The sequence below is a fragment of the Novosphingobium sp. ES2-1 genome (assembly GCF_015169775.1).
In the GTDB taxonomy this organism is placed as follows: domain Bacteria; phylum Pseudomonadota; class Alphaproteobacteria; order Sphingomonadales; family Sphingomonadaceae; genus Novosphingobium; species Novosphingobium subterraneum.
This window is the reverse complement of sequence record NZ_CP063448.1, coordinates 21,031-46,684: the sequence shown is the minus strand read 5'-3', so window position 1 is coordinate 46,684 and position 25,654 is coordinate 21,031. Positions and strand designations below refer to the sequence as shown.

At 63.1% G+C, this 25,654-nt stretch carries 23 protein-coding genes, 3 pseudogenes and 1 riboswitch; of the genes and pseudogenes, 15 read left to right on the top strand and 11 right to left on the bottom strand.

The features are described 5' to 3' along the window. The first annotated feature begins 30 nt into the window (after positions 1 to 30). Together IM701_RS19860 and IM701_RS19855 are read left to right on the top strand one after the other, a co-directional pair. Entirely contained in the window at positions 31 to 489 is a 459-nt protein-coding gene (locus IM701_RS19860; protein WP_193829127.1) for a helix-turn-helix domain-containing protein, read from the top strand. Between the two features lie 12 nt (positions 490 to 501). Continuing rightward, positions 502 to 1,092, top strand: coding sequence for a PIN domain-containing protein (locus tag IM701_RS19855; RefSeq protein ID WP_193829126.1), 591 nt, complete (start codon positions 502 to 504; stop codon positions 1,090 to 1,092). A 23-nt stretch (positions 1,093 to 1,115) separates the two neighbouring features. On the opposite strand, the gene IM701_RS19850 is transcribed toward IM701_RS19855, so the two are convergent. Both IM701_RS19850 and IM701_RS19845 read right to left on the bottom strand, forming a co-directional pair. Then, a complete protein-coding gene (locus tag IM701_RS19850; protein WP_193829125.1) occupies positions 1,116 to 5,342 on the bottom strand; it encodes a strawberry notch family protein in 4,227 nt (1,408 codons plus the stop codon). 57 nt (positions 5,343 to 5,399) lie between these two features. Beyond that, positions 5,400 to 5,999, bottom strand: a complete 600-nt coding sequence (locus tag IM701_RS19845) for a toprim domain-containing protein (protein ID WP_230487971.1) — start codon at positions 5,997 to 5,999, stop codon at positions 5,400 to 5,402. A gap of 892 nt (positions 6,000 to 6,891) precedes the next feature. Here IM701_RS19845 and IM701_RS19840 point away from each other — a divergent pair. The 4 genes from IM701_RS19840 (at position 6,892) to IM701_RS19825 (ending at position 10,803) form a co-directional block, all read left to right on the top strand. Continuing rightward, positions 6,892 to 7,980 (top strand): replication initiation protein, encoded by a 1,089-nt coding sequence (locus IM701_RS19840; RefSeq protein ID WP_370584391.1) that lies wholly within the window; start codon positions 6,892 to 6,894, stop codon positions 7,978 to 7,980. Between the two features lie 166 nt (positions 7,981 to 8,146). Beyond that, positions 8,147 to 9,349, top strand: coding sequence for an AAA family ATPase (locus IM701_RS19835; RefSeq protein WP_193829122.1), 1,203 nt, complete (start codon positions 8,147 to 8,149; stop codon positions 9,347 to 9,349). A 45-nt stretch (positions 9,350 to 9,394) separates the two neighbouring features. Then, positions 9,395 to 10,408: a ParB/RepB/Spo0J family partition protein gene (locus tag IM701_RS19830; protein WP_193829121.1), complete on the top strand. Its 1,014-nt coding sequence runs from the start codon at positions 9,395 to 9,397 to the stop codon at positions 10,406 to 10,408. Positions 10,409 to 10,512: 104 nt separating this feature from the next. After that, on the top strand, positions 10,513 to 10,803 hold the full coding sequence (locus tag IM701_RS19825; protein ID WP_230487970.1) for a WGR domain-containing protein: 291 nt from the start codon (positions 10,513 to 10,515) through the stop codon (positions 10,801 to 10,803). Between the two features lie 6 nt (positions 10,804 to 10,809). Here the strand turns inward: IM701_RS19825 and IM701_RS19820 are convergent, their stop codons facing one another. Further along, positions 10,810 to 11,802, bottom strand: coding sequence for a helix-turn-helix domain-containing protein (locus tag IM701_RS19820; protein ID WP_230487969.1), 993 nt, complete (start codon positions 11,800 to 11,802; stop codon positions 10,810 to 10,812). Between the two features lie 83 nt (positions 11,803 to 11,885). On the opposite strand from IM701_RS19820, the gene IM701_RS19815 reads away from it, so the two are divergent. From IM701_RS19815 to IM701_RS19790, 5 genes and pseudogenes are all read left to right on the top strand, one after another. Further along, a complete protein-coding gene (locus tag IM701_RS19815) occupies positions 11,886 to 12,917 on the top strand; it encodes a site-specific integrase (protein WP_193829120.1) in 1,032 nt (343 codons plus the stop codon). 369 nt (positions 12,918 to 13,286) lie between these two features. Then, positions 13,287 to 13,523, top strand: a complete 237-nt coding sequence (locus tag IM701_RS19810) for a CHAD domain-containing protein (RefSeq protein WP_193829119.1) — start codon at positions 13,287 to 13,289, stop codon at positions 13,521 to 13,523. A 33-nt stretch (positions 13,524 to 13,556) separates the two neighbouring features. Next, positions 13,557 to 14,509: pseudogene (locus IM701_RS22015) on the top strand (IS630 family transposase); the annotation flags it as partial. 25 nt (positions 14,510 to 14,534) lie between these two features. Further along, the gene (locus IM701_RS19795) at positions 14,535 to 15,890 is read left to right on the top strand and encodes a hypothetical protein (protein ID WP_230487968.1); all 1,356 of its coding nucleotides are present in this window, start codon (positions 14,535 to 14,537) and stop codon (positions 15,888 to 15,890) included. A gap of 25 nt (positions 15,891 to 15,915) precedes the next feature. Beyond that, positions 15,916 to 16,497 (top strand): hypothetical protein, encoded by a 582-nt coding sequence (locus IM701_RS19790; protein WP_193829117.1) that lies wholly within the window; start codon positions 15,916 to 15,918, stop codon positions 16,495 to 16,497. Between the two features lie 408 nt (positions 16,498 to 16,905). On the opposite strand, the gene sul1 is transcribed toward IM701_RS19790, so the two are convergent. From sul1 to IM701_RS19775, 3 genes and pseudogenes are all read right to left on the bottom strand, one after another. Then, positions 16,906 to 17,745 carry a sulfonamide-resistant dihydropteroate synthase Sul1 gene (gene sul1 / locus IM701_RS19785; RefSeq protein ID WP_032072921.1) on the bottom strand — a complete coding sequence of 280 codons (840 nt, stop codon included), beginning with the start codon at positions 17,743 to 17,745 and terminating at the stop codon, positions 16,906 to 16,908. Further along, positions 17,739 to 17,807, bottom strand: a pseudogene (locus IM701_RS19780) (QacE family quaternary ammonium compound efflux SMR transporter); the annotation flags it as partial. The gene sul1 and the pseudogene IM701_RS19780, both read right to left, overlap by 7 nt. 47 nt (positions 17,808 to 17,854) lie before the next feature. After that, a riboswitch (ZMP/ZTP riboswitch) is annotated at positions 17,855 to 17,941 on the bottom strand. 192 nt (positions 17,942 to 18,133) lie between these two features. Beyond that, positions 18,134 to 19,489, bottom strand: a complete 1,356-nt coding sequence (locus IM701_RS19775; RefSeq protein WP_003168745.1) for an IS1380-like element ISKpn23 family transposase — start codon at positions 19,487 to 19,489, stop codon at positions 18,134 to 18,136. A gap of 94 nt (positions 19,490 to 19,583) precedes the next feature. Here IM701_RS19775 and IM701_RS22010 point away from each other — a divergent pair. Then, positions 19,584 to 19,697: pseudogene (locus IM701_RS22010) on the top strand (IS630 family transposase); the annotation flags it as partial. 179 nt (positions 19,698 to 19,876) lie between these two features. Here the strand turns inward: IM701_RS22010 and cueR are convergent. The 5 genes from cueR to copC all read right to left on the bottom strand — a co-directional run bounded on the left by cueR (position 19,877) and on the right by copC (position 24,202). Continuing rightward, on the bottom strand, positions 19,877 to 20,275 hold the full coding sequence (gene cueR / locus IM701_RS19770) for a Cu(I)-responsive transcriptional regulator (protein ID WP_066213712.1): 399 nt from the start codon (positions 20,273 to 20,275) through the stop codon (positions 19,877 to 19,879). Then, positions 20,272 to 20,475: a DUF2933 domain-containing protein gene (locus IM701_RS19765; RefSeq protein WP_066213708.1), complete on the bottom strand. Its 204-nt coding sequence runs from the start codon at positions 20,473 to 20,475 to the stop codon at positions 20,272 to 20,274. The genes cueR and IM701_RS19765 overlap by 4 nt, the downstream gene beginning before the upstream one ends. Then, on the bottom strand, positions 20,472 to 22,817 hold the full coding sequence (locus IM701_RS19760) for a heavy metal translocating P-type ATPase (RefSeq protein ID WP_193829116.1): 2,346 nt from the start codon (positions 22,815 to 22,817) through the stop codon (positions 20,472 to 20,474). The genes IM701_RS19765 and IM701_RS19760 overlap by 4 nt, the downstream gene beginning before the upstream one ends. Before the next feature lie 64 nt (positions 22,818 to 22,881). Then, entirely contained in the window at positions 22,882 to 23,814 is a 933-nt protein-coding gene (gene copD / locus IM701_RS19755; RefSeq protein ID WP_193829115.1) for a copper homeostasis membrane protein CopD, read from the bottom strand. A 4-nt stretch (positions 23,815 to 23,818) separates the two neighbouring features. Beyond that, positions 23,819 to 24,202: a copper homeostasis periplasmic binding protein CopC gene (copC, locus tag IM701_RS19750; protein ID WP_193829114.1), complete on the bottom strand. Its 384-nt coding sequence runs from the start codon at positions 24,200 to 24,202 to the stop codon at positions 23,819 to 23,821. 138 nt (positions 24,203 to 24,340) lie between these two features. On the opposite strand from copC, the gene IM701_RS19745 reads away from it, so the two are divergent. Genes IM701_RS19745 through IM701_RS19735 form a run of 3 tightly spaced genes read left to right on the top strand, consistent with a single transcriptional unit; the run spans position 24,341 to position 25,622 of the window. Next, entirely contained in the window at positions 24,341 to 24,619 is a 279-nt protein-coding gene (locus tag IM701_RS19745) for a hypothetical protein (RefSeq protein WP_066556616.1), read from the top strand. Next, positions 24,616 to 25,056 (top strand): periplasmic heavy metal sensor, encoded by a 441-nt coding sequence (locus IM701_RS19740; RefSeq protein WP_193829113.1) that lies wholly within the window; start codon positions 24,616 to 24,618, stop codon positions 25,054 to 25,056. The genes IM701_RS19745 and IM701_RS19740 overlap by 4 nt, the downstream gene beginning before the upstream one ends. Then, on the top strand, positions 25,053 to 25,622 hold the full coding sequence (locus tag IM701_RS19735; protein ID WP_193829112.1) for an RNA polymerase sigma factor: 570 nt from the start codon (positions 25,053 to 25,055) through the stop codon (positions 25,620 to 25,622). The genes IM701_RS19740 and IM701_RS19735 overlap by 4 nt, the downstream gene beginning before the upstream one ends. Positions 25,623 to 25,654 lie beyond the last annotated feature (32 nt).

The window sequence follows — 25,654 nt, the reverse complement described above, 5'->3', positions numbered from 1 at the left end:
AGGGAATATCGCCATCAGCGGAGAGAAACGATGACACTGCCAGCCACTGCCTTGCCTTTTGGCAACAGGCTGCCCTCTGCCGACGATCGCCAGATCGCTAACCAGCTACGGCGTATCCTGGCCTCGCAGAAGGCCGGCGAAGCCAAACTGCACATACCGGATCCCAAGACCAGGAAGCCGGTCGAAATCACGCTGACACCGGCGATGTCGGACTTGTTCCTCGAGTTGCTGCGTCACATCGGGAGCGGGGATGCCGTCACGCTCGTGCCGATCCATCAGATGCTGACGACGCAGCAGGCAGCAGACCTGCTCAACATGTCCCGCCCTTACCTGATCAGGTTGATCGAGAAGGGTGACATCCCGCACAGCATGGTAGGACGGCATCGGCGTCTCAAGGCCGAGGACGTGTTTGCGTACAAGGCAGCGCGCGACAAGATTCGTTCGAAGGCGATGGACGAACTGATTGCAGACGGCTCGGACCTGTATTGATCTGACCCTGCCATGTTCGCCAATCGCTACACTGCACTAGTCGATGCCTGCACACTGGTCAGTGCGCCGCGTCGTGATCTGCTGCTCACTCTCGCCGAGGCAGAATTCTTCCGTGTGCGCTGGTCGCAGCAAATCCTTGATGAGACAGGCGCGGCTTTGGATAAGATCTTTGCCGAGCGCGGGTTCGAGGACGCGTCCGCAAGGGCTACCCGATCGGTCGATGCCATGCACCGGGCTTTTCCCGAGGCTCTCGTTGAGGCGCACGCTTCGGTCGCGGCCCTAAAGTTCGGACTTCCCGACGCCAATGACGAACATGTCCTAGCCGCTGCAGTTCAGACCCAAGCCCAAGCTGTCGTGACCGAAAACATCAACGATTTTCCGGCATCGATTCTCGCACCGCTCAACATCGAATCGCGAACCGCAGACGAGTTCATCGCGGACACCATCGCGCTCGACGAGGGCAAGGCGGTTGCCGCCATCCGGACTCTGCGCATTCGGCTGAAGCGACCGGAAATGTCCGCAGAGGACTACCTGCGATCACTCGAGGCACATGGCTTGTTCATCACCGCATCGATCCTGAGTGGCCACGCGGAATCCATCTGACCTGCAAGGTCGGGAACCGAGGCCTAGGCGACGATGCGCCCAAGGATCTCGCTCGCCCCGTCCACCGGTACGAACACGCGCGTCTTGTAGGCGATGATTTCGGTGAAGCAGCCCTTGGCCTTGAGTTCGGGAATGCGCGCGGCTTCGGCGTCGACGATCTCGATCCGTCGGGAACCGTTCACCCGCGACGTCCGGATCGTAAAATTGAGGGGATGCGGCGCCTTCCACGTGCCCCCGCCAAGGATGGCCGCTGCGATCTTGGCGGGATCGGTCTGCGCCTTGCGGGCAACCCCGAGTTTCTCGAGGGTCGCATCGACGTAGAGGTCGTGGACGTGGCGCCCCAGCCAAGAGGCGCCGGACTTGTCGACGATGCGGTTGACCGTGAGGTCCTCTTTGGGAAGCGCGCCCCAGATCGGCAGGAGTAGCCCCGTCGCGAGGTAGACGGTCTCGGTGACGAGTTGGCTCTCGTCGGCGGCGTATTCTTCCTCCCACAGCGCGCTGAACCGGGACTTGGTGACGGGCTCCCAGGCGGACTCGTCGAGCCGGTCAGCGCGGAGGTACTCGCTGCGCAATGGCCGCACGAGTTCGTAGCGGCGGATCATGTGGCCCTCCTCGTCCATGTGCGAGGGCGCTGCGATGCCGAGCGCGACCTTGCCCGACTTGTCATTGCGCAGGAACAGCGGCGCCTCCTCATAGGATGCCATTTTGAGTACGCGCTCGAGCGAGAGGACCTTGCGCCGCTGGGTCAGCGACAGCTCAAGCAGGTGCGAGGTCGCGCCGGTCACAGAATCGGTCCGGATCACCGTGTCCGAAAGCACCTCGCAGGCCTCGACCGCCACGGTCTCGACACCGATGTCGAAGGTGCCGGCTTCCTTCGCTGCCGAGACGCGGGTTTCGACAAGGGTCAGGAACTCATCGAAGATCGCGTTCTGGACGGCGATCTTCATCGCGAGGATGCGGTTGAGCCAACGCTGGATCGGCGGCAGGTCCTCGCGCAGGACCCCGTCCTGATCAGTGAGCTCAAGCCCGCTCATCCGCTGGAACTCGGACAAGGTCGTACTCTTGAGCTTGGCGGTCGCGAGCAGGCCGTACCAGTCGTGGAGCGCGTGCTTGGCGTAGATGCTCTCGAGGTTGTCGGACGCGTCGAACATCCCCTGCCCGCCGGTCTGGCGCTGGCCGCGGGTCAGTGCGCCCAACGCGTCGAGGCGCCGCGCGATCGTGCTGGTGAACCGCGCTTCGCCCTTGCAATCGGTAGTGACAGGGCGGAACAGCGGCGGGCAGGCTTGGTGGGTGCGGTGGGTGCGCCCCAGCCCCTGGATCGCGCGATCCGCACGCCATCCGGGTTCGAGCAGGAAATGAACCCTCCGCTGCTGGTTCTTGGCATCAAGACTGGCGTGATAGCTGCGCCCCGTGCCGCCCGCATCCGAGAAGACCAGGATACGCTTGGCGCCGGTCATAAACGCGGTGGTCTCGGCGAGGTTGGTCCGAGGCGAACGGCTTTCTAGGCGCTGCTGTCCCGAGCCATCGCGCACCAGGCGTTTGCTGCGCCCGGTGACTTCGGCCACCACAGTCACGCCGTAGTGCTCGAGCAGGGCATCAAGTGCGGTCGGGATCGGCGGCATGGCGCAGATATGCTCGATCAGGTCGGAACGAGCAGCCTCAGCCTGCGGGTTGTGGACCGGATTGCCCGCCTCGTCCCACATCGGCCGCGAGCGCACGTCGCCGAGTTCGTCCTTGTATTCCTCCATCTGCCGGGTCGGGAAAGCGCGGGTCAGATAGTCGACGACGTACTCCTTGCAATCATAGGCTATGTCGAGGACCTCACGCTCAGCCGGTTCCAGTTCATCGAGGCGCCGGTTGAGGATGGATTCCGCCGTGCTCACCAGTTGGACCACCACGCTGTCGCCCTCGCCCAGGTGCTGGTCGATAGCGGGATAGATCGATGGTAGCTTCAGCGAGAGCAGCACCTGTCCGAAGAAGCGCTGCTTGGTTCCCTCGAACCGGCTGCGGGCGGCCGCCTTGGCGCCGCTGTTGAGGGTCTTGTTCTCGAGCCCATCGACGATGCCGGTGAGTTCGAGCGCGGCCTCGAGGTTCTGGTGAATGATCGTCCAGGCCTCGCAATAGGTATCGTAGACCGCGATCTGCTCAGAGGTCAGGTCATGGCGCAGGATGTCGTACTCTACCCCTGCGAAGCTGAGCGCCCGGGCGAGGTAGAGCCCGGAGGCCTTGAGGTCGCGGGCCACCAATTCCATCGCGGCAATGCCGCCGTCGCGGATCTCGCTGATGAACTGCTCGCGGGTTGCGAACGCCGTGCCCGGCCCCCACAGGCCAAGCCGGACCGCATAGGCGAGGTTGTTGACGTCCGATGCGCCAGTCGCCGAGGCATAGAGCACGCGGGCGCGCGGCAGCGTGTTCTGAAGCAGTACCCCGGCGATACCCTGGAGCGAGCCCTGCTTTTGGCCCCCTGCTTTCTGGCCAAAGCCCACTTCCCCGCCAGCGACGCCGCCCATTTCGTGAGCTTCGTCGAAGACGATCACGCCTTCGAACTCCTCGCCAGCCCATCGGACAATCTGGTCGAGCCGGGTATCCTCGACACGCGAGCTTCTGAGTGTGCCGTAGGGGACAAAGAGGATGCCTTCGGGCGCGGTGATCTCCTCGCCGATCTTCCAGCGGGCAAGATCGAGAATGTCCGACGGCAATCCGCCGATCGCAGTCCAGTCGCGCTGCGCGTCTTCGAGCAGCGGCGCATTCTTCGAAATCCAGATGTGTCGGCGATTGCCCTTGAGCCATTGGTCGAGAATACAGGCCGCTGCCTGCCTCCCCTTCCCGGCCCCGGTGCCATCGCCGAGGAAGAACCCGGTGCGGTAGAGCTGACCCTCGGGGTCCTCCTTGAGCGCAACTTCGCCGGCAGGGTGGCAGAAGCGGCCATGCAAGTCGCGGCTCCAGGCCTCGCCCGCATAAATCACGGTTTCGAGCTGGGCGGCCGAGAGCAGCCTTGCCGTCACGGTGCGTTCGGGCAGTGAGGGCACGTAGCTTGGCTTCGGCGCCGCAATCGACGCCATTGCAGCGGATTCGACGAGGTGGGTCGGATGTTCGCCAGCTTCCGCGATCACCACGCGTGAAGGCCGGTAATCGGCATAGACCCCGCGCTGCTCGCCCATCGCCGCGGGTTCGGCCAGAACTTCGTAAGATACGGGGCGGACGTCGTTGGTCTGGGGAGCTCGCACGATCACCGGCCGGGCTGGACCGGTCTTCACCGAGCGGAACAGGCTGAGCTTGGGTCGGGGGGCTGCCGCCTGCGTCGCGTCGCGTAACGTCGCCCGGAGTGGCACGATTGGCAGCGCGGCGAAGAGTTCGCCGACCGAACCGCGATTGATCGTGGATACGCCGATTTCGCCCGGCACCTTGTCGATCACCAGCACGCGAACCGCGATCCCGGTGCCGTGCTTGGCGTAGCCGCCCTTGTCCAGACGGAGCGACAGGACGACCCGCGCGCCTTCGAGGGTGCGCCGGAAGGTTTCTTCGTACCTGGCCGAGGGCGAGAACCAGTCCGGCATGATCGCAACGATCCGGCCACCCGGCAGCAGATGGTCGAGCGCGGCCCGCAGGTGCCTGGCGGCGGTGTTCTGATCTTCGCCGCGCGATTGCGACACCGAAAACGGCGGGTTCATCAGAACAACGCTCGGCCGCGCGGTTCCGGAGAGCAGCGCGCTGAGTTTAGCGCCATCGTGGCGATAGACCTTCGTGCCCGGAAACACGGCCTCGAGCAGGTCGGCGCGGGTTGGCTCGAGTTCGTTGAGGATCAGGTCCTTGACCCCGCCCTTGGCAAGCGAAGCGATGATCCCGGTGCCTGCGCTCGGTTCGAAGAGCACGTCATCACTGGAGAGCCGCGCCAGATGAACGGCCAGACGGGCCAGCGCCGGCGGCGTCGAGAACTGCTGGAACTGGATCTGGTCCTCGCTGCGTACCGTGTGGGTTGGCAGCTCGCGCGCCAGCGCCTCGAGCGTGCTGATCGCCGCGCCGACGTCCATGCGGCCGACAAGCTCGGGAATGGCCAGGGAGAGCGCGACTTCCAGCGCTTCGAAACTGTCGCGCTGCTGCCAGGCACCTGCGGCGTCATTGCCGCCTGCACTCTCCGTCATGGCTTCGCTCAAAGCAGCGCGGTCGATCGGAACAGCGAAGAGCATCTTGGCGGCAAGTGTGCGCGCAGCGCCGAGAATGGCGCTGGCGCGCGGAATCGTTGTGGTCATGCGGAGAACTCCTGGCTCGTGCCGATCAGCGGCACGCCCGCTCCAGCCCCCCTCCCCTCACCGCTTCAGGAGCTGCGCCCAGTCGTTCATGCGGCCCGGCGGCCATTCGGTCTCGATTGCAAGGCCGGGGCGGCGGTACGACTCTGCTGCTCGATCGCGCGCCCGCCTGCCTTCGGCGTCGTTGTCCGCGAGCAGGATCACGGTTTCGACTGAGGCCGGGATGTTGACCTGGTGGAAGCGTTTGGCGCCCATGGTCGCCCAGGCCTGGATACCCGTGAGCGACGTATAGGCAGCCGCAGTCTCGAACCCCTCGCAGATGCCGATGGTCTTGCATGGCGGGCCGTTGGTCCATGCAGCGCCGATAGCCTGGCCGAGGACGCGCTTCTCGGTGTAGGTCGATGTCAACGGATCGAGGAAAATCCGCTGGATCGCGGCGATCGCGCCCGCAGTGCGCATCGCGACGAGGAGTGCCGGCTCGAAGCTGGCCAGCTTCCCCTGCCCTCGTGGACACCGGGGGTGAAAGCGCAGGTCTTCGAGTGGTGCCCAGATCTGGCGCACCCCGCGCACATATCGCTCGGCTAGCGTTCCTTCGATTGAACGCGCCGACTGCCAGATGTTGAGGTGAATTTCCGTGCTGCGCTGGAAGTTGGGCGTCACGCTGGAGGCATCGACGCTCGGCAGGTCTGCGATGCGTCGAAGAGCTCTGAGTACGTCCCGGCTGTCGCAACCAGCGTGGCACGTTAAGAGAATGGCTCGATCACCCTGGCGGATGGAAAGTGATGGGGTTCTGTCGGCATGGCAAGGGCACCGACACATCGCGGCATTACCGGACCACGCGCCACCGAGGTGGGTAATGAGAGCGCGTAACTCTGACGTAGGGTTATTGCTGACAAGGGGCATAATCGCCCAGCTCGACCCTGCTCCCCTCCCCGTAGTGAATCCTGTGTCCCGTTCTCGCCAGATGGACGGTCCATGTTGGAGCACACGAATCGGTCACTGATCTTCTAAAAATCAATTTACACACGCCGCTGCTTGCAGCGGAAGGATTCTTGATTCTAAGGATTCAGATTCAAAGGCCTAAAAGAGGCGCTATTCCAATCATTTGTGGCCATCTAGCTGACTTTTTGGGGGAGTTTACCTGACCTCGTGGGGGCAATAGCCTGACCCAGCGGGGGAACTTGCCTGACCCTTTGGGGCCTTCCTGACTCATTGGGGGAATCAAATGGACGTGCTTTCCTTGCCCCGCTGAAGTGAATATCTGAATCGCGAAGTGGTCGAAATCAAGGTGAGATTCGAAATTGGCCTAGAGGCACGCCGACTCGTGTTTATCTGCGGCTTTTCCTCCCGAGTAGCTGTGCTTCTATCCTGACCGTTTGGGGGTGGTTGCCACACTTCCATCCTGACCTGACTTGACGAAGGAGGTCAGGTCAGGCAGCAAGCAAGGCCGGAGAATCACGCTCTGATCGAAAAATATGGCATGGAAAGTGAAGTTGGCCAAATAGCCGAAGGTGTTGAAGAGGCCGCGGAGGAAGTATCTCCTGGCCGTGCCATGCGTGTTGCCGCAGCTCTAAAGGCTAAGGGCGGAGATGAATTCGCCAAGCCAGGCAGCATCATCGAAATAAAATTTGTCAAAGGTGAATCGCTCAGTCTCACGGCGTCTCGGCTACTAGCCCTGATGATCTTGACTGCGGGAGGAGATGCTTGGGAGGATCGGCCGCACCGAATTCGCAAAGCTGACATTCGGCGCGGGCATAAGGGCAATGAGCGGATCACCGACATGCTCCAGGAACTGCACCGAACGCTCTTCGCCGTTGATGACAAATCTTGGCGGGGCAAGAAGGCGACGCTCCTGTTTTCATTGATCTCGCGGTCACGGGAGGAAACGGAAGAGGAGGGCGGTGAAGCAGGCTGGATCGAGTGGGAGTTCACGCCGGATGCGCGTAAGCTGATCCAAGCGTCCGAGACCTACGCCGTGCTTAATCGCCAGGCGGTCCTCGGTTTTCGTTCCAACTACGCGCTCAAGCTTTATGAACTGGGTGCTCTTCGCTTGCATCGTCGTCAGGCGACGTGGAGGGGGGACATGCAAGCGCTCCGAGCAGCCCTTGGTATTCCACCCGAGGTATACACGGACTTTGCCCAGCTTCGGCGCAAGGTGCTTGAGAAGGCCAAAGCCGAGATCGACCAGTTGGCGCACTTCCGTGTCGAATGGCGCGAAATTCGGCAGGGTAGAACTGTGACCGAGCTTGAATTCCGGTTCGAGCCAAAGGGTGCACCCGAGGTTATTGAAACAGTCGACGAACTCGATCGTCATTCAGCGGGCCGCCAAGCGCGCCGGGAGGGGGCGGTTGAAAGCATTTCCGTGGGGCAGGGGGCTATCCCGGCGCCGCCCAAGGTTGTCGAACGCAAGAAGCCCACAGACACCGGCTTTCCAACGGGGTCGCTGCGTTATGGCGAATACGAGTCCGAGTTTCGCTCGATCGGCCGGCAGTATGGCGGCGGTTGGGATGTGGATATGATCGCCGACGGCTTTCGTGCTCAGATGGGCGAGCGATTGGAAAGGCTCCGCGGGGCCAAGTTGGCCGCTGCGTGGAAGGGGTTCTGCGAGGGCTGGGTTAATCGACGAGGCCGACCGCAATGAGCGGAAATTGCACGCGTGCAATTTCCACATCCCCCACCGAGTCAGGTTGGAGGCATCTGGGGGCAGTTTGACCCCATTTTGATGCTCCCACTTTCGAAAATTGCGAATTTCTTGACCCAAAAGCGCAAGTGGGTGTAGCACACGCCCAGTTGCGAAAGGTGGGCATGTGTCGAACGGACTTCAAATTGAGGAAGCGGAGCGCTTGGTGTCGGTCGCGACGCTAGCCAGTCGAACCTCATCAGTGCTCGAAAAATTGCGGGATTCGGCCCGGAGCGCTCGGTCGGATGACCGCCGCGAGCCGACTTTCACGATCGGCAAGGCTGCAGAGCTTGTAGGACGAACCCCAGCTGCGATACGCGATGCAGAGAAGGACGGTCGGCTTCCCGAGCCTGCCAGGACAGACAACAACAGGCGCGAGCGATATACGCTGGCGCAACTCAACGACATGCGTGGCGTCTTCGGAACCAGGCCTTACCGCGCTGCGAGCGACCCATGCTGCGTCGTAGCGGTCCAGAACTTCAAGGGCGGCGTCGGCAAGTCCACTGTGGCTGTCCATTTAGCTCAATATCTTGCCATTCGAGGATACCGTGTGGCTTTGGTGGACTGCGACAGCCAGGCATCGGCAACAACGCTTTTCGGCTACGTTCCCGATCTTGACCTTACCGAGGATGATACCCTTTACCCGTTCCTTCGCGAAGGCGAACGATCGTCCCTCGATTATGCACTCCGCAAGACCCATTTCGATGGCTTGGAATTGATCCCGGCAAACCTTCGCCTGTTCAACTCCGAGTACGAGTTGGCTGCGCGAATGGCTCAAGGCAATGCGTCGCTTCTGGACCGATTGAAGGAGGGCATCGAGAGCATCTCGGATCGGTTTGACGTCATCGTAATGGATCCTCCACCGGCGCTTGGTGCGATCTCCCTCTCAGTGTTGCGCGCGGCTAATTCGCTGGTGGTGCCGGTGCCGCCAACCGTTATGGATTTCTCGTCGACCGCAGCATTCCTGTCGATGCTGGATGAGACGATCGAGCAGCTCGCTGATCGCGGTCTCGCACCAGAGCTGAATTTTCTCCGCTTCGTTGCGTCGAAGGTCGACGAGAATAAATCGATGCAGAAGGAGCTGATCCAGCTCATGCGGACGCTTTTCGGGCATACAATGGTCAGAACGCCGCTGAAGGATTCAGCCGAGATCGACAATGCAACCGCGCGTTTGATGACGGTCTATGAGCTCGATGGGCCTGCCACCAGCTCGGCCGTGCGTAACCGGTGCCTGAATTATCTGGATGGCGTGAACGCTGAAATCGAAGTCGATATTCGTTCGATGTGGCCCAGCCATCACAAGCGGCTGCGCCAAGAGGCGTTGGCATGAAATCGGGGAATTGCACGCGTGCAATTCGGCTGACGGGAGGGTCACATGAGTAAGAAAAACAGCGGTTTTGCGGCCGATTTGGCGGCAGGAATCGATCTGACCGATACAGGCGCGGCACCCCGTCGATCGAGCATTGCCTCAAACGTGCTTACCGGTCGTTCGAACCGCCTTGCCGACCTTGCATCAGGGGCGATTGTCAATCGAACCCATGAACTGGTTGATCCCGCCAGATGTCGGATGTGGGCAGGCCATAACCGCGATTATGCATTGCTAACCGAGGAACGGTGTTCCGATCTCATTGAGAGTATTAAGGCGCAAGGCCGACAGGAAATTCCCGCGATTGTTCGACGCCTGTCCGGTGACGAGGGGTATGATTTCGAGGTAATCTGCGGCGCGCGGCGGCATTGGTCGATCAGCTGGCTGAGGTCCCACAATTACCCTGACTTCAAATTCCTCGTCGATGTTCGTGAGATTGGCGACGAAGAGGCGTTCCGGCTCGCCGACATCGAGAATCGCGCTCGTGACGATCTTACAGACCTCGAAAGGGCGAGGGACTATCTGCGCGCGCTCGCAGCCTATTATGGCGGCCGTCAAAAAACGATGGCTGAGCGGCTGAAGGTTTCTGAAAGTTGGCTCACGCGGTATCTTGATCTCGCTCGCCTTCCTGACGAACTAATCCGAGCATTTGCTGATCCGCAAGAACTTGGCATCCGCAACGCCATCGCTCTCAAAGCCCTTCTGAAACCAGATGAGCGCAGGGAGCGTGCGTTCCGAGAGGCGGCCCGCCTTGCCGAAGAGCGCCAGGCAACCGGCAAATCGATGCCAGTGATTGATGTCATCAAGGCGCTGACGCTGGCAGTTGACCCCCCCAAGAAGTCAGGATCCCCCAAGAAGTCAGGAAAGGCGGAAACCATTGCGGGCGCGAGCGGCAAGCCAGTACTCCGGATCGAGGGCGCTGATCGCAAGGGCATTCGCCTCACGCTCCTGAGCAAGGGCGGAGCAACGCGCCAAGAGGCGGAGGAGGCTGTGCGGGCGGTTTTGGACCAATACTGGGCTTGAATTCGTTTCTCTTGGTGGACGAAGCGATGACAAATCGCCTGGGTGAATCAGTCTGACTCGACTGATTCAAAATTCCCGTTGGAACCCGCGATTCCATCTGCGGCATGTTCCATCGCATGGACAACCTGACCCACGGCAGCTTCGTCTGGCTTGAGGCGGTATGCGGTGAACGCAATATCGCGCGGCGCTATACCGTGGCCCTGAGCCAGGATCTGTTCGGAGCCTCAATCGTCGACTTCGCCTGGGGCCGGATCGGATCGCGCGGGCAGGGGAGGGCGGTCTCGTTCGCGAGCGAGGATGAGGCGGCGCGCTTTGCCCGCCAGTTGCTGCGCCGCCGGGCGTCCGCGCCCAAGCGGATCGGCGTGCCCTACCGCGAGGTCGCGTTGGCGCCGTAGGAGGCTTCAGGAGCCTCTGTGAGCGCCTTTGGGGGCCAAGGCATGGTCTCCTGGGCGCAGCGTCGCCAGATCGGCTTTCTCGAGCGCGGTAGCGGCCTGTGAAGCGGTGCGGCGGGTCACGCCGAGCGCGCGGGCCAGTTCGGCGCGGGTGAGGGGACCCAGCCCGCCAATCAGTTGCCACATCGCCGACGCCTGCGACGAAGCGTAGAGGCCCGCGAGGCGTTCTTCGCCGCGCGCAACCATAGCCGTGACGGCGGTGAGGTCCGTGGCGACGTCACTTGCCGCTGCGCCGATCGCGGTGGCCAGTAGGGCGGGGAGGGGGCGTTCGGGATCCGCGCGGAACAGCGCCCGCGGGGCGAGCCCGGCGAGCGCCAGCGGCGCCGCGCCCAGGGCAAACAGCTGCGGGCGCATCGCGGCGGCCAGCGACGCGGCCCAGGCGCTCCCGCGCGCGGCAAAACGCTGGAACACGCGGCCCTCGATCAGCACCTCCTCGCTGCCGCCCTCGAGGAAGTCGACTTCGTGGTCACGCAGCTGGTGGAGCCATTCGGTCAGGGCTGCCAGGGGCACGGGTGCCGGGAGCAGGGCATCGAGTCGTTCGAGCGCGCGGTCGGCGGCTTCAAATGTGCCTGAGAAGCTCTCGCGCGCGTCCTTGGCGGCGAGGGTGAGCCGCGCGGCGCGGGCGAGGGGAGGGGGGCCGCGCCGGCCGATCCACGACAGGAAGTCCTGCCGTTCGGCCGCATACCACGAGCGGGTCAGTTCGGCCGCTTCAGGCCCCGGATTGTGCTCGGGGCCTTGGTTTTCTTGAGGAAAGTCGCGGACATGGACGCGCCACAGTCGGCGCAGCGAGGCCCGTGCCAGTGCGTCGGCGACCTCGGCGGGCAGGAACGGCAGCGCCCCCTCGATCCGCGCGAGGGCCAGTTGCCACGGGGGAGGGGCGTGCTCCATCGCCCCGAAAATATACCATTGGCCAAAAAAGTATACTCGGCTTGTACGGTCCATTCACTGTCCGATAATGGCTCTTCACGGACAGTGGAAATGGAGGTATGGAAAGGCCGATTTTGGCGTGGGCGAGGGGGCGGAAGATGGCGGACGGAAGCGAGGATGCTGCGGAAGACGAAGCCAGGCTCGCAAAGAACACCATCGCTCCAGCACCCTCTGCCTTAATCTCTGCACCCGCGAGAGCGTTGGGCGCGGAGATTGCGGCGGCGCGGGGCTATCGCGTCCACGCCAAGGCGGCGAACACCCTGCGGGCCTATACCAGTGACTGGAACCAGTTCGAAGGCTGGTGCGACGAACGTTCGCTCGACCCCTTGCCGGCTCGGCCTGAGGCGGTGGCAACGTACCTTGCTGCGCTCGCGCTGGCGGGCAAAGCCGACACCACCATTGGGCGCCATCTCGCCGCGATCGGGTGGAAGCATCGGCAGGAGGGGCTCTCCGCACCGGTCCTGCGCGACGACCGCATGGTCATCGCCGATACGCTCGCTGGCATTCGTCGCGAGGCCAGAGTGCGGCCGAGCGCGCGCAAGGCGGCGATCACCGCCCGCGAATTGGCGGCGATGATCGCGGCGGCCGATGGGCAGGGCACGCGCGCGATCCGCGACCGGGCGATTCTCGCGCTGGGACTGGCAGCAGCGTTACGCCGCTCGGAACTGGTCGCGCTCGAGTGGCGCGATGTGGAAATGGTGGACAAGGGTCTGAAACTGACCCTGCGCCACTCCAAGACCGACCAGGAGGGGGAGGGTCAGGTGATCGCGGTGCCCTCGGGTAAGACACTCAAACCCGTGCAACGGCTCAAGGAATGGCTCGCGGTGCGGGGAGGAGGCGCGGGTCAACTGTTTTATCAGATCGATCCCCAAGGGCGGCTGACCAACAAACCCATGTCGGACCGCTCGATCGCGCGGCTGATCCAGAGATATGCAGGGGTCGTGGGGCTCGATCCCGAGAGCGTTGGGGGCCATTCGCTCAGGGCAGGGTTCCTCACCGAGGCGTCGCGCGCCGGGGCGACCATCGCCAAGATGCAGGAAGTGTCGCGGCACAAGAAGGTCGAGGTGCTGCTGGGCTATGTTCGGTCAGCTGAGTTGTTTGAGGATCATGCGGGGGAGAGGTTCTTGTAAAGAGTGTGCGAGTAATGGCACCGATGCTTTCACCGATCCTCTTCGGGTTTCCACTATGCCTATATGCGAAGTGCGTGACCACTATGTTCGCTTTTGGTGATGGGATTTGCTGCTGTACGCCACGGCGGGGGCTTCTTTTGGGGCTGCTTGGCTTCTTTCTTGTATTAAGTCTCAAACGAAGACTGCAAGTTTGACCTGCATTTTTCCCCGCTCATTCTAGGATTGTTCGCCTTCTCATTCTTGAAAGGCATCAGCGTTAAATGGGAAATATTCAAGTTCGCAATTGATCATCAGTTCATCTTGACCATGCAAATGCCGATGTTGGGAGATCGTCCGGCCTGACTGACACGATGTGGAATCTTGTCGTCAATGCCTAGCAGCAATGACGACAAAAAATCGCGCTATGCTGCGGCACTTTTCAAAAACCTGTTCGAACGCAAGCGCAAGGGGCGACAGTTCAAGAAGTTCGCCGCCGCCTTTGAGGAATTTCAGGATCAGCTTGGCGCGCTCGATGGTCTCACGACTGCGATGCAGATGCTTGAGCGGTTATACCAACCTGCGTGGTGCCTGACTCACGGGGGGATTCCCAAGGCCGAGAAAATCTGACTCAATGCCGCCGGCACATTGGAGATCGGCGGCATGGGGACAGCGATTGGCTTGCGGGACGATTTCGATGGGGCGTCACTACGCCGATTGTCGCGGACGACGAAGCACGCGAGCCAAGCGCGTCGTCTTCTGGCCTTGGCCGAGATTTACGATGGCGGCAGTCGGAGCGCAGCGGCCCGGATCGGCGGTGTCGGGCTTCAGATTGTGCGGGACTGGGTGCTACGGTTCAATGCCCGTGGCCCCGACGGATTGCTCGATGGCAAGGCACCCGGCCCCCGTTCGCGGCTCAACGATGCTCAGCGCCAAGCATTGGTCGAGATTGTCGAGAGTGGCCCCATCCCGGCTGTCCATGGCGTCGTGCGCTGGCGCCTGATCGATCTGGTCCAGTGGCTCCATGACGAATTTGCCGTCTCGCTCGACGAGACCACCGTCAGCCGGGAGTTGAAGAAACTGGGCTACGTGAAACTCACCGCGCGACCTCGCCACCATGCCCAGAACGAACATGCCCTGGAGGCGTTCAAAAAAGGGGCTTCGCTGCCGAGCTGGCAAAAATCAGGGCCGCCATCCCGAAGGGCACACCCATAGAGATCTGGTTCCAGGACGAGGCACGCGTGGGTCAGAAGAACACGATCACGCGGCGCTGGGCGAGGCGCGGAACCCGACCCTCGGCGCCCAAGGATCAGCGGACGAAGTCGATCTATATCTTCGGTGCGATCTGTCCGGAACATGGCAAGGGCGCCGGCCTCGTCCTGCCGTTCTGCAATACCGAGACCATGGCGCTGCACCTCGCCGAGATATCGCTCGCCGTCGCACCCGGGGCCCATGCGGTCGTGCTGACGGATCAGGCAGGATGGCACACCACCGGCAAGCTCGAGGTACCGGACAACATCAGCATCGTCGCACTCCCGGCCAAATGTCCCGAGCTCAACCCGGTCGAAAACATCTGGCAGTTCATGCGCGACAACTGGCTGTCCAACCGCATCTTCACAGGACATTGACCACGGCTATGCGGTGACCATTCACAAGTCGCAGGGCGTGACCGTGGACCGGGCCTATGTGCTGGCGACCGGCGGAATGGACCGCAGCCTTGCCTATGTCGGCATGACGCGGCACCGGGAGGCGGCGACCCTTTACGCGGGCGCTGACGATTTCACCGACCGTCGCGTGGGCCGGTTGGTCGAGCATGGCGCGGCCCCCTACGAGAACAACCCGGAAAACAGCGAGAGCTATTTCGTTACGCTCGAAACCGACAGCGGCAAGCGGCATACGATTTGGGGCGTGGACCTTGCCCGCGCCGTCGCGGAATCCGGCGCGGAGCTGGGCGACCGGATCGGCCTTGAGCATGTCGGCTCCGAAACGGTGCGCTTGCCCGATGGCACGACCGCCGAGCGCAATAGCTGGCGGGTGCGCGACGGCGCCGAGCTGGCCTATGAAAAGCTGGCCGGGCAGTTGGCGCGGGAGCGACCGAAGGAAAGCACGCTCGATTTTGCCGAGACGGCCTATCAGTTCGCGGAGGCGCGCGGCTTCGACGGCGAGGGCGTCGTGCGGCGCTGGATCGAGCGCGGCCGGGAAAAGCTGACCGAGCTGGGCGAGCGTGCCGAGAAGGCCATTACCCGCGTTCTCGAGCGCGCCGGTATCCGCCGCGACGTGCCGGCGATCGGCAGCGCGACGGTGGAGCAGATCGAGGCGCTACGGGACGGCCCGCAAAGGCCGCAGGAGCGGCCACAGGGCTTTGTTCCGACCGACCGGCACCGCGACATGGCCGAGCTTGTCGGCGGCCCGGAAACGGGCGCACAGCCGCCCCAGCAGCCCACGGGGCGGCAAGGTCAGGTTCTGGACCGGCTCCGCGCCGAGTTGGCCGAGGCGCAGAAGTCCGGCGACGAGTTGCGCGCCAAGATGGCCGCCGGCCGACTGGACAAGGCCGAAAGGCTGGCCGCTGCCGGCGAACGGCTGGACCTGCACAGCGAGGCAATCCGCCGGGCCGGGTTCGACGCTTTGCGCGGCGACCAACAGGCCGCGCCGGTCGCGCCGGCCGAACGGCAGCAGCCGGCCGGGTATCTCGACAAGCTACGCGACGAGCTGGCGGCAGCGCAGCAGGCCGGCGACGAGGCGGGGGCCGTGGCAGCAGCCGGCCGACTGGACAAGGCCGAAGAACTGGACCGCGCCGGCAAGCCGCTGACGCACCACGTCAGCGAGATCGAGAAGGCCGGCACGGCGGCCTTGCGGGAATGGGCGGCCAAACAGCGCAGCAATGCCGCGCCGGCCGCCACTATGACACAGGAGGAAGCCGCGGCGCTGGAACGGATACGGAATGCACGGAACCGCGAGAAGCAGCGGGACCGCGACAGAGGGCAAGAGCTGGATTGACCACCACCGATAGGAGGAAAGACCGATGAACGACACCAAAGAAAACAGCGGGTGGGCCACCCCGGAAAACAGCCCCACGGGCTGGAACCCTGACGAAACGGACAGGCTGGCGGCCTTTGAGCGAGGATCGCGCGAGCGATCCGCCGCGAGCCGGGCGCAGCGCGAGGCGACGGCCGAGCGGGTCGAGGTTGTCGAGGTCCGCGACGTCACCGACCCGAGCCGGGTCTACACGCCGCTAGAGCGGCCGGAACGGCAACCGTTACAGGAGCGCGAGGCGAGCGCCCCGGAGCTGGCCGGCGGCGGCGATGCGGCCAGCATCGAGGACAAGCAAGGCTGGGAGGCCCAGCAAGGCGAGATCGAGGCGGCCGAGCTGGACGCGGCCGATATCGAGGTTGAAGGCGAAGCCGAGCAGGCGGCGGCCGATCCGGGCGCGGGCTGGTCACAGGCGCAGTCAGCCGCCGCCGAGCTGGACGCGACCATTGTTCATCGCCAGCAGGGCGGGCACCAGGTCGCGCAGCTTTCGCCGGCAGCGGAGGCCGCCCTAGAACGCATCCGGGCCGCCCGCGCGCAGGAGCGAGACTCCCGCGACCAAGAGCTAGAGCGGTGATGCACCATGAGCATGGTGCGTTGTCGCTACTGCAAGCATGGGCCGATCCATGTCACGGCCCGGCGCTGCCCCCGATGCGGGGGCAAGGAGCCGGGTAGCCGGCCGCTGGAGATCGTCATTGCTCTTGTCGGGCTGTGCATCGCCGGGGTGTTGGCATGGCACTACTGGCCGATGTAACCCGGATGGAAAAGAAAAGGAGCGTCGGAGCGACCTATGTTGATGCTTAAGTCGATATCACCCGAGCAGGCGACCCGAACGTTCGGAGGCTCCTCGCTGTCCATTCGCTCCCCTGGCGCGGTATGAACCGCCGCCTCATAGTGCAGTTTGATCCTGACGAGCCCAGCATGTCTGCGCCCACCTTCGCGGAACCTGACCAGGGTCCGCTAGCGGGCGGCCGGAAGGTGAATGCTAGGCATGATCTAACCCTCGGTCTCTGGCGTCGCGACTGCGAAATTTCGCGAGGGTTTCCGAGATGGTGATTGCGCTTCGCAGATCTCCAGGCGCGTGGGTGCGGACGTAGTCAGCGCCATTGCCGATCGCGTGAAGTTCCGCCGCAAGGCTCGCTGGACCCAGATCCTTTACAGGAAGGCCAACGGTGGCGCCCAAGAAGGATTTCCGCGACACCGAGACCAATAGCGGAAGCCCCAACGCCGACTTCAGCTTTTGAAGGTTCGACAGCACGTGCAGCGATGTTTCCGGTGCGGGGCTCAAGAAAAATCCCATCCCCGGATCGAGGATGAGCCGGTCGGCAGCGACCCCGCTCCGTCGCAAGGCGGAAACCCGCGCCTCGAAGAACCGCACAATCTCGTCGAGCGCGTCTTCGGGTCGAAGGTGACCGGTGCGGGTGGCGATGCCATCCCGCTGCGCTGAGTGCATAACCACCAGCCTGCAGTCCGCCTCAGCAATATCGGGATAGAGCGCAGGGTCAGGAAATCCTTGGATATCGTTCAGGTAGCCCACGCCGCGCTTGAGCGCATAGCGCTGGGTTTCCGGTTGGAAGCTGTCGATTGAAACACGGTGCATCTGATCGGACAGGGCGTCTAAGAGCGGCGCAATACGTCTGATCTCATCGGCCGGCGATACAGGCCTCGCGTCCGGATGGCTGGCGGCCGGTCCGACATCCACGACGTCTGCTCCGACTCGCAGCATTTCGATCGCCGCGGTGACAGCGCCGGCGGGGTCTAGCCGCCGGCTCTCATCGAAGAAGGAGTCCTCGGTGAGATTCAGAATGCCGAACACCGTCACCATGGCGTCGGCCTCCGCAGCGACTTCCACGATGGGGATCGGGCGAGCAAAAAGGCAGCAATGACGCCGTGGCACATTGGCGACTTCCACGTGGAAGTTTCACCGAGCTGACTCGGCGGGCCCAGGCGAACGGCCATTTACGCTACGCTCCCTAGTGGTGCTCCACTTAGCATACATTCCCCAAGTGGCATGCCGTCTGACGTGAGTTTAGCCTGAATCCGACCGCAGGACAATCATTTTCCGTCCCGAGCGGCGTCGTCGGGCGCGCAAGGCGCTGAGACAGGGCAGATCGGCCCGCGAAGCCGCCGTGTTGTGCCCTGGTGGCGGTGTTTTTCAGCGCAGCGGACAGACCCATCCTGCCGTTTTCGTTCAGTTTGGGCGTGGATGGCGGTCATGCGCATAGCGGAGGCGCTCGCAATCGGCGGATGGCGGCGAGGATGGCGCGGACCATCGGACCGGTGACGGCCACCTCGGCCAGCTGGAAGGTGATGGCGCGGGCATGGCGGACGACACGTGCCCCGATCTTGATCAGCTTCAGTTGCAGGCTGGTCAACGACCAGTCGGCCATCGTCTCGGGCAACTCGATGCAGCGCAAGAAGATGGCCAGGTTGTAGGCCAGCGCATGCAGTTGCAGTCGCACCTCATTGTCGCGGAACTTCCGGCATGACAGCCGCGTCCAGTGGAAGGCATATTTACCTTCCTTGATGTGCTGCTCGGCGGTGCCGCGCTGGTTATAGAACCGCACCACCCAGTCGGGCTCCATCGGCAGGTTGGTGACGATGAAGCCGACACGCGGGAACAGTTCGCCCGGATGCCATTCGATCTTGGCGATCACCCGGCGTTCCTTGTCCCAGGATGCCGCCTGATACTCGAAGTCTTCGTAGAAGCGCTTGACCTTGGTCAGCGAAGGTCGCCCGACAGGGCGCGTCAGCCGATGCGCGATCTTCTCGCGCAGGACGTTGTTCGCAGGCAGCCGGATGGCGTAGAAGAATCGGGCTTCTTCCAGCCGCTCATAGATCGCGGGGATCGCGTAGGCGGCGTCAGCCCGGAAGAACCGGCCGCAAAGGTCGCGCTCCGCGTAGCGGGCGATGACGGGGTCGAGAACGTCCCGCCAGCCATCGGCGCTGTGGACGTTGCCATGGCGCAAGGCGCAGCGCTCCAGCATGCCGAACTGGTTGAACAAAAAGTTCGGGTGATAGCAGGTGCAGTCGAAATGCCCGTTCCAGGCCGCGCCCTCCTGATCGCCATGGGTGGGGCTGACCGAACTGTCCATGTCCAGAACGATGTACTTCAGCCCGTTACGGTCATGGAACCGGTCGATCCATTGGCCATTCAGGTCGGCCAGCGCGGCACGGTTCTCGGGCTGTGCCAGTGTCTCGGTCTCGAACCGTCCCATCTGCGAGGCCGAGGCCGCTTGCGCATCGACAGCCCTTCCACCCACGACCTGGCGCATCACCGGATCGAGGGCCAGGCGGTCGGCGTCGTTCACATCCTCGTATCCGGCCAGTCGCCCGAACACCGATTGCCGGAACAACCCGTCAAGCCGGTGGACCGTGTTCTTGCCGCGCCGGGTGTCGCGCAATGCTTTTGCCGCCAGATCGGACAGCCCGAGCGCGTCATCCAGCTCGCGCATCACCAGCAGGCCGCCGTCGGAACTGAGCTGCGCACCTCGGAACTCCACATGCACCCGGCGGTCGAACTCGACCCGATCTGCCCGCTTCGAACCCGCACCCTCTGGGTGATCCATCAAACGCGCCCCTCACGGCCATCAACACCATGATTTATATCGGAAATATTGAGATCCTGACAGCAAAATCAGCGATTTACTTGGGGAATGTGGGTTCACATCCCACGACGACATCGTCGATCACTGCTGCGAGGCGTGGAACAAGCTCGTCGACCAGCCGTGGCGCATCATGACCATCGGCCGAAGAAAATGGGCGCGTGGGTCATGATCAATGCAGGTTGGTATTAGGCGTTGTAAACGATCCCGGTGCAGTAACGCTGCTCTCTAAAGACACTTAGGAAGCTAAACTGGAAGCAGCCGCTGATGCCCATGACGAATGGATCGAAACAAAGCGGTATTGGCGATGACGGCTTATCGCTTATGCTGGCGATCTGCCAAAGTGTCTGATTATCGAGCCCGCCGCTCTGCCAGTCCACTTAATATCGGACAATCGGGTCTGTTGTCGCCGCTGCACCCTTCGGCAAGTTCCAGCAAAGCGCAGCGCATGGCTTCAAGCGCCGCCGCCTTGCGACCAAGATCTTCGGCATGTGCCAGGGCAACGGTCTTCACCTCACTGCTCGTCCGCTCGCGGTCGTCCCACAGGCCGAGGAGAGTGGCGATTTCCTCCAGCGAGAACCCAAGATCGCGGGCGTTCGCGATGAAGCGCAGACGCTCGACCGATTGCGGCGAATAATCCCTATAACCATTGTCGCGTCGGTCAGGGGGCGGCATCAGCCCTACGCGCTCATAGTGCCGGATCATCCGCTCCGACACGCCAGTGGTCTTCGAGGCCTGTCCGATGTTCATGGCTGCCGTTCGCCGAACTTCGGGTGGCGTCCATGGTGGTGGCCGCCATGGAAGAAGTGCAGGAGCGGGCAGGCGAACAGGAATGCGTAGGGGATCAGCCCGAAGAAGTGCTGCCGGTGTTCCGGATAGAGCAGGAAAGCGGCGATCAGCGCGGCCGAAGCCGCGGCCAGCAGCCACGCGCGCCTGCTGGAAAGGTTCATAGCGCAATCCTCCTGAGACGCAGCGAATTGCCGATGACGCTGACCGAGGAAAGCGCCATCGCCGCCGCTGCGATGATCGGTGAAAGCATGATGCCGAACAGCGGGTAGAGCGCGCCCGCAGCCACCGGGATACCAGCGACGTTGTAGGCAAAGGCGAAGAACAGGTTCTGCCGGATGTTGGTCATGGTTGCATGACTGAGGTGCCGGGCACGCGCAATTCCAGTCAAATCGCCCTTGAGCAGTGTGATGCCTGCGCTTTCAATCGCAACGTCTGTCCCGGTGCCCATGGCGATGCCGACATCGGCAGCGGCAAGCGCAGGGGCGTCGTTCACACCGTCGCCTGCCATCGCCACGATTCTGCCTTTGTCCCTCAAGCGCTTGACGATCGCGCTCTTCTGGTCTGGCAACACATCGGCTTCGACGTCGTCGATGCCAAGCCGCCGCGCGATGGCCTCTGCCGTGACGCGATTGTCTCCGGTCAACATGATGACATGGATCCCCGCTTCGGCCAGCGCCTTGAGCGCGGCAGGCGTAGTCTGCTTAACCTGATCGGCAATGCCGATGGCACCCGCAACCTTACCATCTATGCCAAGGAAAATTGCGGTCGCCCCGTCAGCGCGCAGGACGGCAGCACGTTGCGCCAGTTCGGCAGTCGAGACCCCTTGTTCCTCAAGAAAGCCGGCATTTCCAGCAATAAGCCGATGTCCATCGACGATGCCGGTGATACCCTTGCCGACTGGCTGATCGACGTCGCCCGGTTCGCTGATTGCGAGCCCCTTGGCTTCTGCATCCCTGACAATCGCCAGGGCCAGCGGATGCTCGCTGCTGCGTTCGAGGCTCGCGGCAAGGCGCAGAACCTCTTGGCTGTCGAACCCTTCGGCCGTCTCGATCGCAACCACCGCGGGCTTGCCTTCGGTGAGCGTGCCGGTCTTGTCGACGACAAGCGTATCGACCTTCTCCATGCGTTCGAGCGCCTCGGCGTTCTTGATAAGGATACCGGCCTGCGCGCCGCGTCCGACCCCCACCATGATCGACATCGGGGTCGCGAGGCCAAGCGCACAGGGGCAGGCGATGATCAGCACGGCCACCGCTGCAATCAGGCCATAGCCCATTGCCGGCGTTGGGCCGACCAGGGACCAGACGACGAACGCGATCGCCGCGACAGCGATCACCGCCGGCACGAACCAGCCCGACACGGTGTCGGCAAGCCGCTGGATCGGCGCACGACTGCGCTGGGCTTCTGCTACCATCTGGACGATGCGCGCCAGCATGGTGTCGCGCCCGATCTTCTCGGCGCGCATTACGAGGCCGCCGGTCTGGTTGATCGTGCCACCGATCAGCTTCGACGCAGCCTCCTTGGTCACCGGCATGGACTCGCCAGTCACCATCGATTCATCGACCGTGCCGCGGCCCTCCAGCACCACGCCATCAACCGGAACCTTCTCGCCTGGGCGAACGCGGAGCGTGTCGCCGACCAGAACGTGGTCGAGTGTGATCTCCTCGTCACTACCATCAGGACGAACCCGGCGGGCGAGCTTGGGCGAAAGGTCGAGCAATGCGCGAATCGCACCGCTGGTTGTTTCCCGGGCACGCAGTTCAAGCAGTTGGCCAAGCAAGACCAGCACGGTAATGACCGCAGCCGCCTCGAAATAGACCGCGACTGAGCCGTCCATTGCGCGAAACGCGGGCGGGAACATACCGGGCGCGAGCGCCGCCGCGATGCTGTAGATCCAGGCAACGCCCGTTCCCATCGCAATCAGGGTGAACATGTTGAGGTGGCGGCTTTTCACCGAGGCCCAGCCGCGTTCGAAAAATGGCCAGCCCGCCCACAGGACCACCGGCGTCGCCAGAACCATCTGGATCAGGTTGGCGATGTTTCCATCCAGATAATGGCGCAGTCCGGTCAGATGCCCGCCCATTTCGAGCGCAACCACCGGCAAAGCGAGGATGAGGCCGATTACAAAGCGCCGCTTCATGTCGGCATATTCGGGCGACGGCCCATCGTTGAGCGTCGGCGTCATCGGTTCCAAGGCCATGCCGCAGATCGGGCAGCTTCCCGGCCCGGACTGCTGGACCTCCGGATGCATCGGACAGGTCCAGATCGCGCCGTCTGGCACCGGCTCTGCCGGTCGCGGCGCATCGCTCATATAGCGTGATGGGTCGGCCTTGAACTTGGTTAGACAGGCAGCGCTGCAAAAGTAGTGATGGACGCCGTCATGGGTCGCTACATGCGTGGTCGTCGCAGAATCGACGCTCATTCCGCAGACGGGGTCAATCACCGTTCCTGGAGCCTTCGATCCGGAATGGGCGCATTTCGCATGGTCATGATGCGACTCGGTCATACTTCGTACTCCTCTGGTCGCAACACTCATCAACCTTGACATCATGTCAGGGTCAAGTGGTAATTCACCCGTACGCCATGATCGGCTCCAGTGTACCCAGCCAGGCCACCACGGCGAGGATCGTAAGCACTGTGGACGTTTCCAGAACCAGGCTTTGCCGAAGACCACGTAACGCGGGGGCCGGATTGCCGTTGGCGATGGCTGCACCAAGAGCGGGTGTCAGCCGCCAGCGGTTGGCACCGGCCAACACCAGCATTGCAGCAAACAGGGCGAGCTTGATAAGCAGGAGTTGGCCGTAGCGCGAAGCGAACAAGGCGTAGGGGTGCGGCAAGCCCATCAGGCTCAGGCTGTTGATGATGCCCGTGAGAACGATCAACCCGACCGCAAGCGTCCCAACCCGCGAGAATTGTTCAAGCGCCCGATGCGCGATCCTGATGTGCGCATCGGATTGGTGCGCCAATGGCTGAAAAAGCAGCCAGGAGAACGCGGCAATTCCGCCGATCCATACAGCCGCCGCCAGCATGTGGACGATGTCGCTCAGCCGGTGGAGCGATCCAGTCCGCCCTTCGGTTGCACCGGCATGGCCAGTCCAGACCAGCGTGGCGATGGCAAGCACAGCCGAGGCAAGCAGACAGTATCTTGCAAGGTGTGGGCTTCGGCCAAGCGCCAGGGCGGCAAGCAGGGCAATTGCAACTGCCGCCATGCGCACGACCCAGGCGCTGCCGATGGCGCTCTGTGTAACGATTTCCCTGAAGGCCGAGCCATCGACTGCCCAGAGGCTTGTCCCGGTCATGGCTGCGACAAGTGCGATCATGCCGCCGCCGGACAGCAGCAGTCCAAGCAGCGAAAGGAGGAGGGCAGGTTTGGTCAGCGGCAGCAAGGCAGTGCCTCGCTCCTCGGGTTTCAGCGCGTAAAGCGAGAAGGCCGTCACACCTGCCAGCACCATCAGGTCGGCGTAAAGCGCGAACCGGATGGCGATGACAGGCAGGTTGTCCATGTCTTCAGCGTACGGTGAAGCTGAAGTTGCCGCCCATGCGATGCGTGTCGGCTCCGGCCGCGCTCCAGGTCACGCGGTAAGTCCCGCTGGCAAGCGGCCGACGGAGCAGCAACGTCATCGATTTCCTGTCATTGCCAAGCCGGGCGGTGAAACCCGTGATCGGCATCGGCGCATGGTTTGCCATACCCGGCATTCCGGTCATTGCGATCTCGGCCCTTGCCGTTGCGCCGATCACGGCCTCATTGAAGCGCAGTTCGACCTTCGTCGGCGCTGCGACCGTGGCATTGGCTGTCGGGGTCGAAGACACGAGCTGCGTATGCGCGCTGGCAACCTGCGGCACGATGAGCCCCAGAGTCGCAACGGCAACGGCAAAGCTGGGCAAACGCATCAGTTATCTCCTTGGAAATGGCTATCAGGTCGAGATACGCGGCCCGGAACAGCATCCCTCAAATTGGGCTGGTTCAATTTTTCTGAGGGATCGGGGATATGGCTGCGTATAGGATCACAAGACCTCGGGAGACCCACCATGTCCGACCTTGATCAGGCGCTCCGCCGTCTGGGCACACTTCCGGCTCCTTCGGGGCTGGCGACTATCGACGATGCTGTGCTTGCCGGACTGGCTGCGAGCCGCCGTGAGGCTGCGGCCGGGTCGCGACTGATGGGTTTTGCCGCAGCCCTGGCGCTGGTGGTCGGCGTAGCCGGTGGCGGACTGGCGGGCGGCGAACCCGCCACGGCTCAGCCCATCTCTCCCTTTGCGCCTGACAATCCCCTCGCACCTTCGACCTTGCTGGATGTCCACCCGTGAATTGGACCACGCGGCTGATCCTTATCGCGCTTGTCGCATTTGCGGCGGCGCTGGGCGGCACTTATGCTGGCCGCGTCCTGTTCGCACCGGAAAGGCAGAGCGAGACCGAACTCCACGCCTTGCTGCACAGCGAGCTCGAACTCGATGCCGCACAGGAAGCAAAGATCGACGCAATCGAGCAGCGTTTTGCCACACGCCGCAAGGCGCTCGAACTCGAGATGAGGGCCGCCAATGCCCATCTGGCCGAAGCGATGGAAGTGGAACACGGCTATGGTCCGCAAGTCACCGCCGCCATCGACCACACCCACAAGGTCATGGGTGAAATGCAGAAGGAAACGCTTGAGCATCTCTTTGCCATGCGCGCCGTCCTGAGGCCTGATCAGGCGGCCAAATTCGACAGGTCGGTTACCAGAGCCCTGACCCCAGAAGTGCGGTGAGCCTTCCGCTGTCCGAGGGGAGCGACGGCGAGCTCGCGGCACTGGCGCTCGCGGGCCGGCAGGACGCTTATCGCGAATTGCTGGCGCGCCACCGTGACGCTGTGTTTCGCTTGGTGCGAGCGTCAGTCGGCGATCCGCACGAGGCCCTCGACGTCACCCAGGAAACCTTCATTGCCGCTTTCTCGGCTCTTGGGCGTTACGACCATGGGCGACCGTTTGTGGCATGGCTCAAGCACATCGCGCTCAACAAGTGCAGGGACTGGGGACGAAGGCGCAAGGTGCGCGCCTTCTTCACGCGCGCAGTGCCGCTCGAGATGGCTTTCGATGTTTCAGACGATGCCATTCCCGCCGATGTGCAAGCGGCAGACCGGGCCGAGCTGGCGCACGTGACCGCTGCCATATCCCGCTTGCCATCCCGTCTGCGCGAGGCCCTGGTCCTCTGCACGATCGATGGCCTCGGCCAGGCCGAAGCTGCCGACGTGCTCGGTGTCAGCGAGAAGACGGTCGAGACCCGCCTCTACCGGGCCAGGGGGAAATTAAAGGCGATGCTTGGCGACCAGATCTGAGGGCTAGGGAAAGCGGCTGCGTAGAGGACGAT

What these genes read in the sequence shown, in the direction of transcription:
- IM701_RS19860 (WP_193829127.1), top strand. Translation starts at nt 31, where the DNA reads ATGACACTGCCAGCCACTGCCTTGCCTTTTGGCAACAGGCTGCCCTCT.
- IM701_RS19855 (WP_193829126.1), top strand. Translation starts at nt 502, where the DNA reads ATGTTCGCCAATCGCTACACTGCACTAGTCGATGCCTGCACACTGGTC.
- IM701_RS19850 (WP_193829125.1), bottom strand. Translation starts at nt 5,342, where the DNA reads ATGACCACAACGATTCCGCGCGCCAGCGCCATTCTCGGCGCTGCGCGC.
- IM701_RS19840 (WP_370584391.1), top strand. Translation starts at nt 6,892, where the DNA reads ATGCGTGTTGCCGCAGCTCTAAAGGCTAAGGGCGGAGATGAATTCGCC.
- IM701_RS19830 (WP_193829121.1), top strand. Translation starts at nt 9,395, where the DNA reads ATGAGTAAGAAAAACAGCGGTTTTGCGGCCGATTTGGCGGCAGGAATC.
- IM701_RS19825 (WP_230487970.1), top strand. Translation starts at nt 10,513, where the DNA reads ATGTTCCATCGCATGGACAACCTGACCCACGGCAGCTTCGTCTGGCTT.
- IM701_RS19820 (WP_230487969.1), bottom strand. Translation starts at nt 11,802, where the DNA reads ATGGACCGTACAAGCCGAGTATACTTTTTTGGCCAATGGTATATTTTC.
- IM701_RS19815 (WP_193829120.1), top strand. Translation starts at nt 11,886, where the DNA reads ATGGCGGACGGAAGCGAGGATGCTGCGGAAGACGAAGCCAGGCTCGCA.
- IM701_RS19810 (WP_193829119.1), top strand. Translation starts at nt 13,287, where the DNA reads ATGCCTAGCAGCAATGACGACAAAAAATCGCGCTATGCTGCGGCACTT.
- IM701_RS19790 (WP_193829117.1), top strand. Translation starts at nt 15,916, where the DNA reads ATGAACGACACCAAAGAAAACAGCGGGTGGGCCACCCCGGAAAACAGC.
- sul1 (WP_032072921.1), bottom strand. Translation starts at nt 17,745, where the DNA reads ATGGTGACGGTGTTCGGCATTCTGAATCTCACCGAGGACTCCTTCTTC.
- IM701_RS19775 (WP_003168745.1), bottom strand. Translation starts at nt 19,489, where the DNA reads ATGGATCACCCAGAGGGTGCGGGTTCGAAGCGGGCAGATCGGGTCGAG.
- cueR (WP_066213712.1), bottom strand. Translation starts at nt 20,275, where the DNA reads ATGAACATCGGACAGGCCTCGAAGACCACTGGCGTGTCGGAGCGGATG.
- IM701_RS19765 (WP_066213708.1), bottom strand. Translation starts at nt 20,475, where the DNA reads ATGAACCTTTCCAGCAGGCGCGCGTGGCTGCTGGCCGCGGCTTCGGCC.
- IM701_RS19760 (WP_193829116.1), bottom strand. Translation starts at nt 22,817, where the DNA reads ATGACCGAGTCGCATCATGACCATGCGAAATGCGCCCATTCCGGATCG.
- copD (WP_193829115.1), bottom strand. Translation starts at nt 23,814, where the DNA reads ATGGACAACCTGCCTGTCATCGCCATCCGGTTCGCGCTTTACGCCGAC.
- copC (WP_193829114.1), bottom strand. Translation starts at nt 24,202, where the DNA reads ATGCGTTTGCCCAGCTTTGCCGTTGCCGTTGCGACTCTGGGGCTCATC.
- IM701_RS19745 (WP_066556616.1), top strand. Translation starts at nt 24,341, where the DNA reads ATGTCCGACCTTGATCAGGCGCTCCGCCGTCTGGGCACACTTCCGGCT.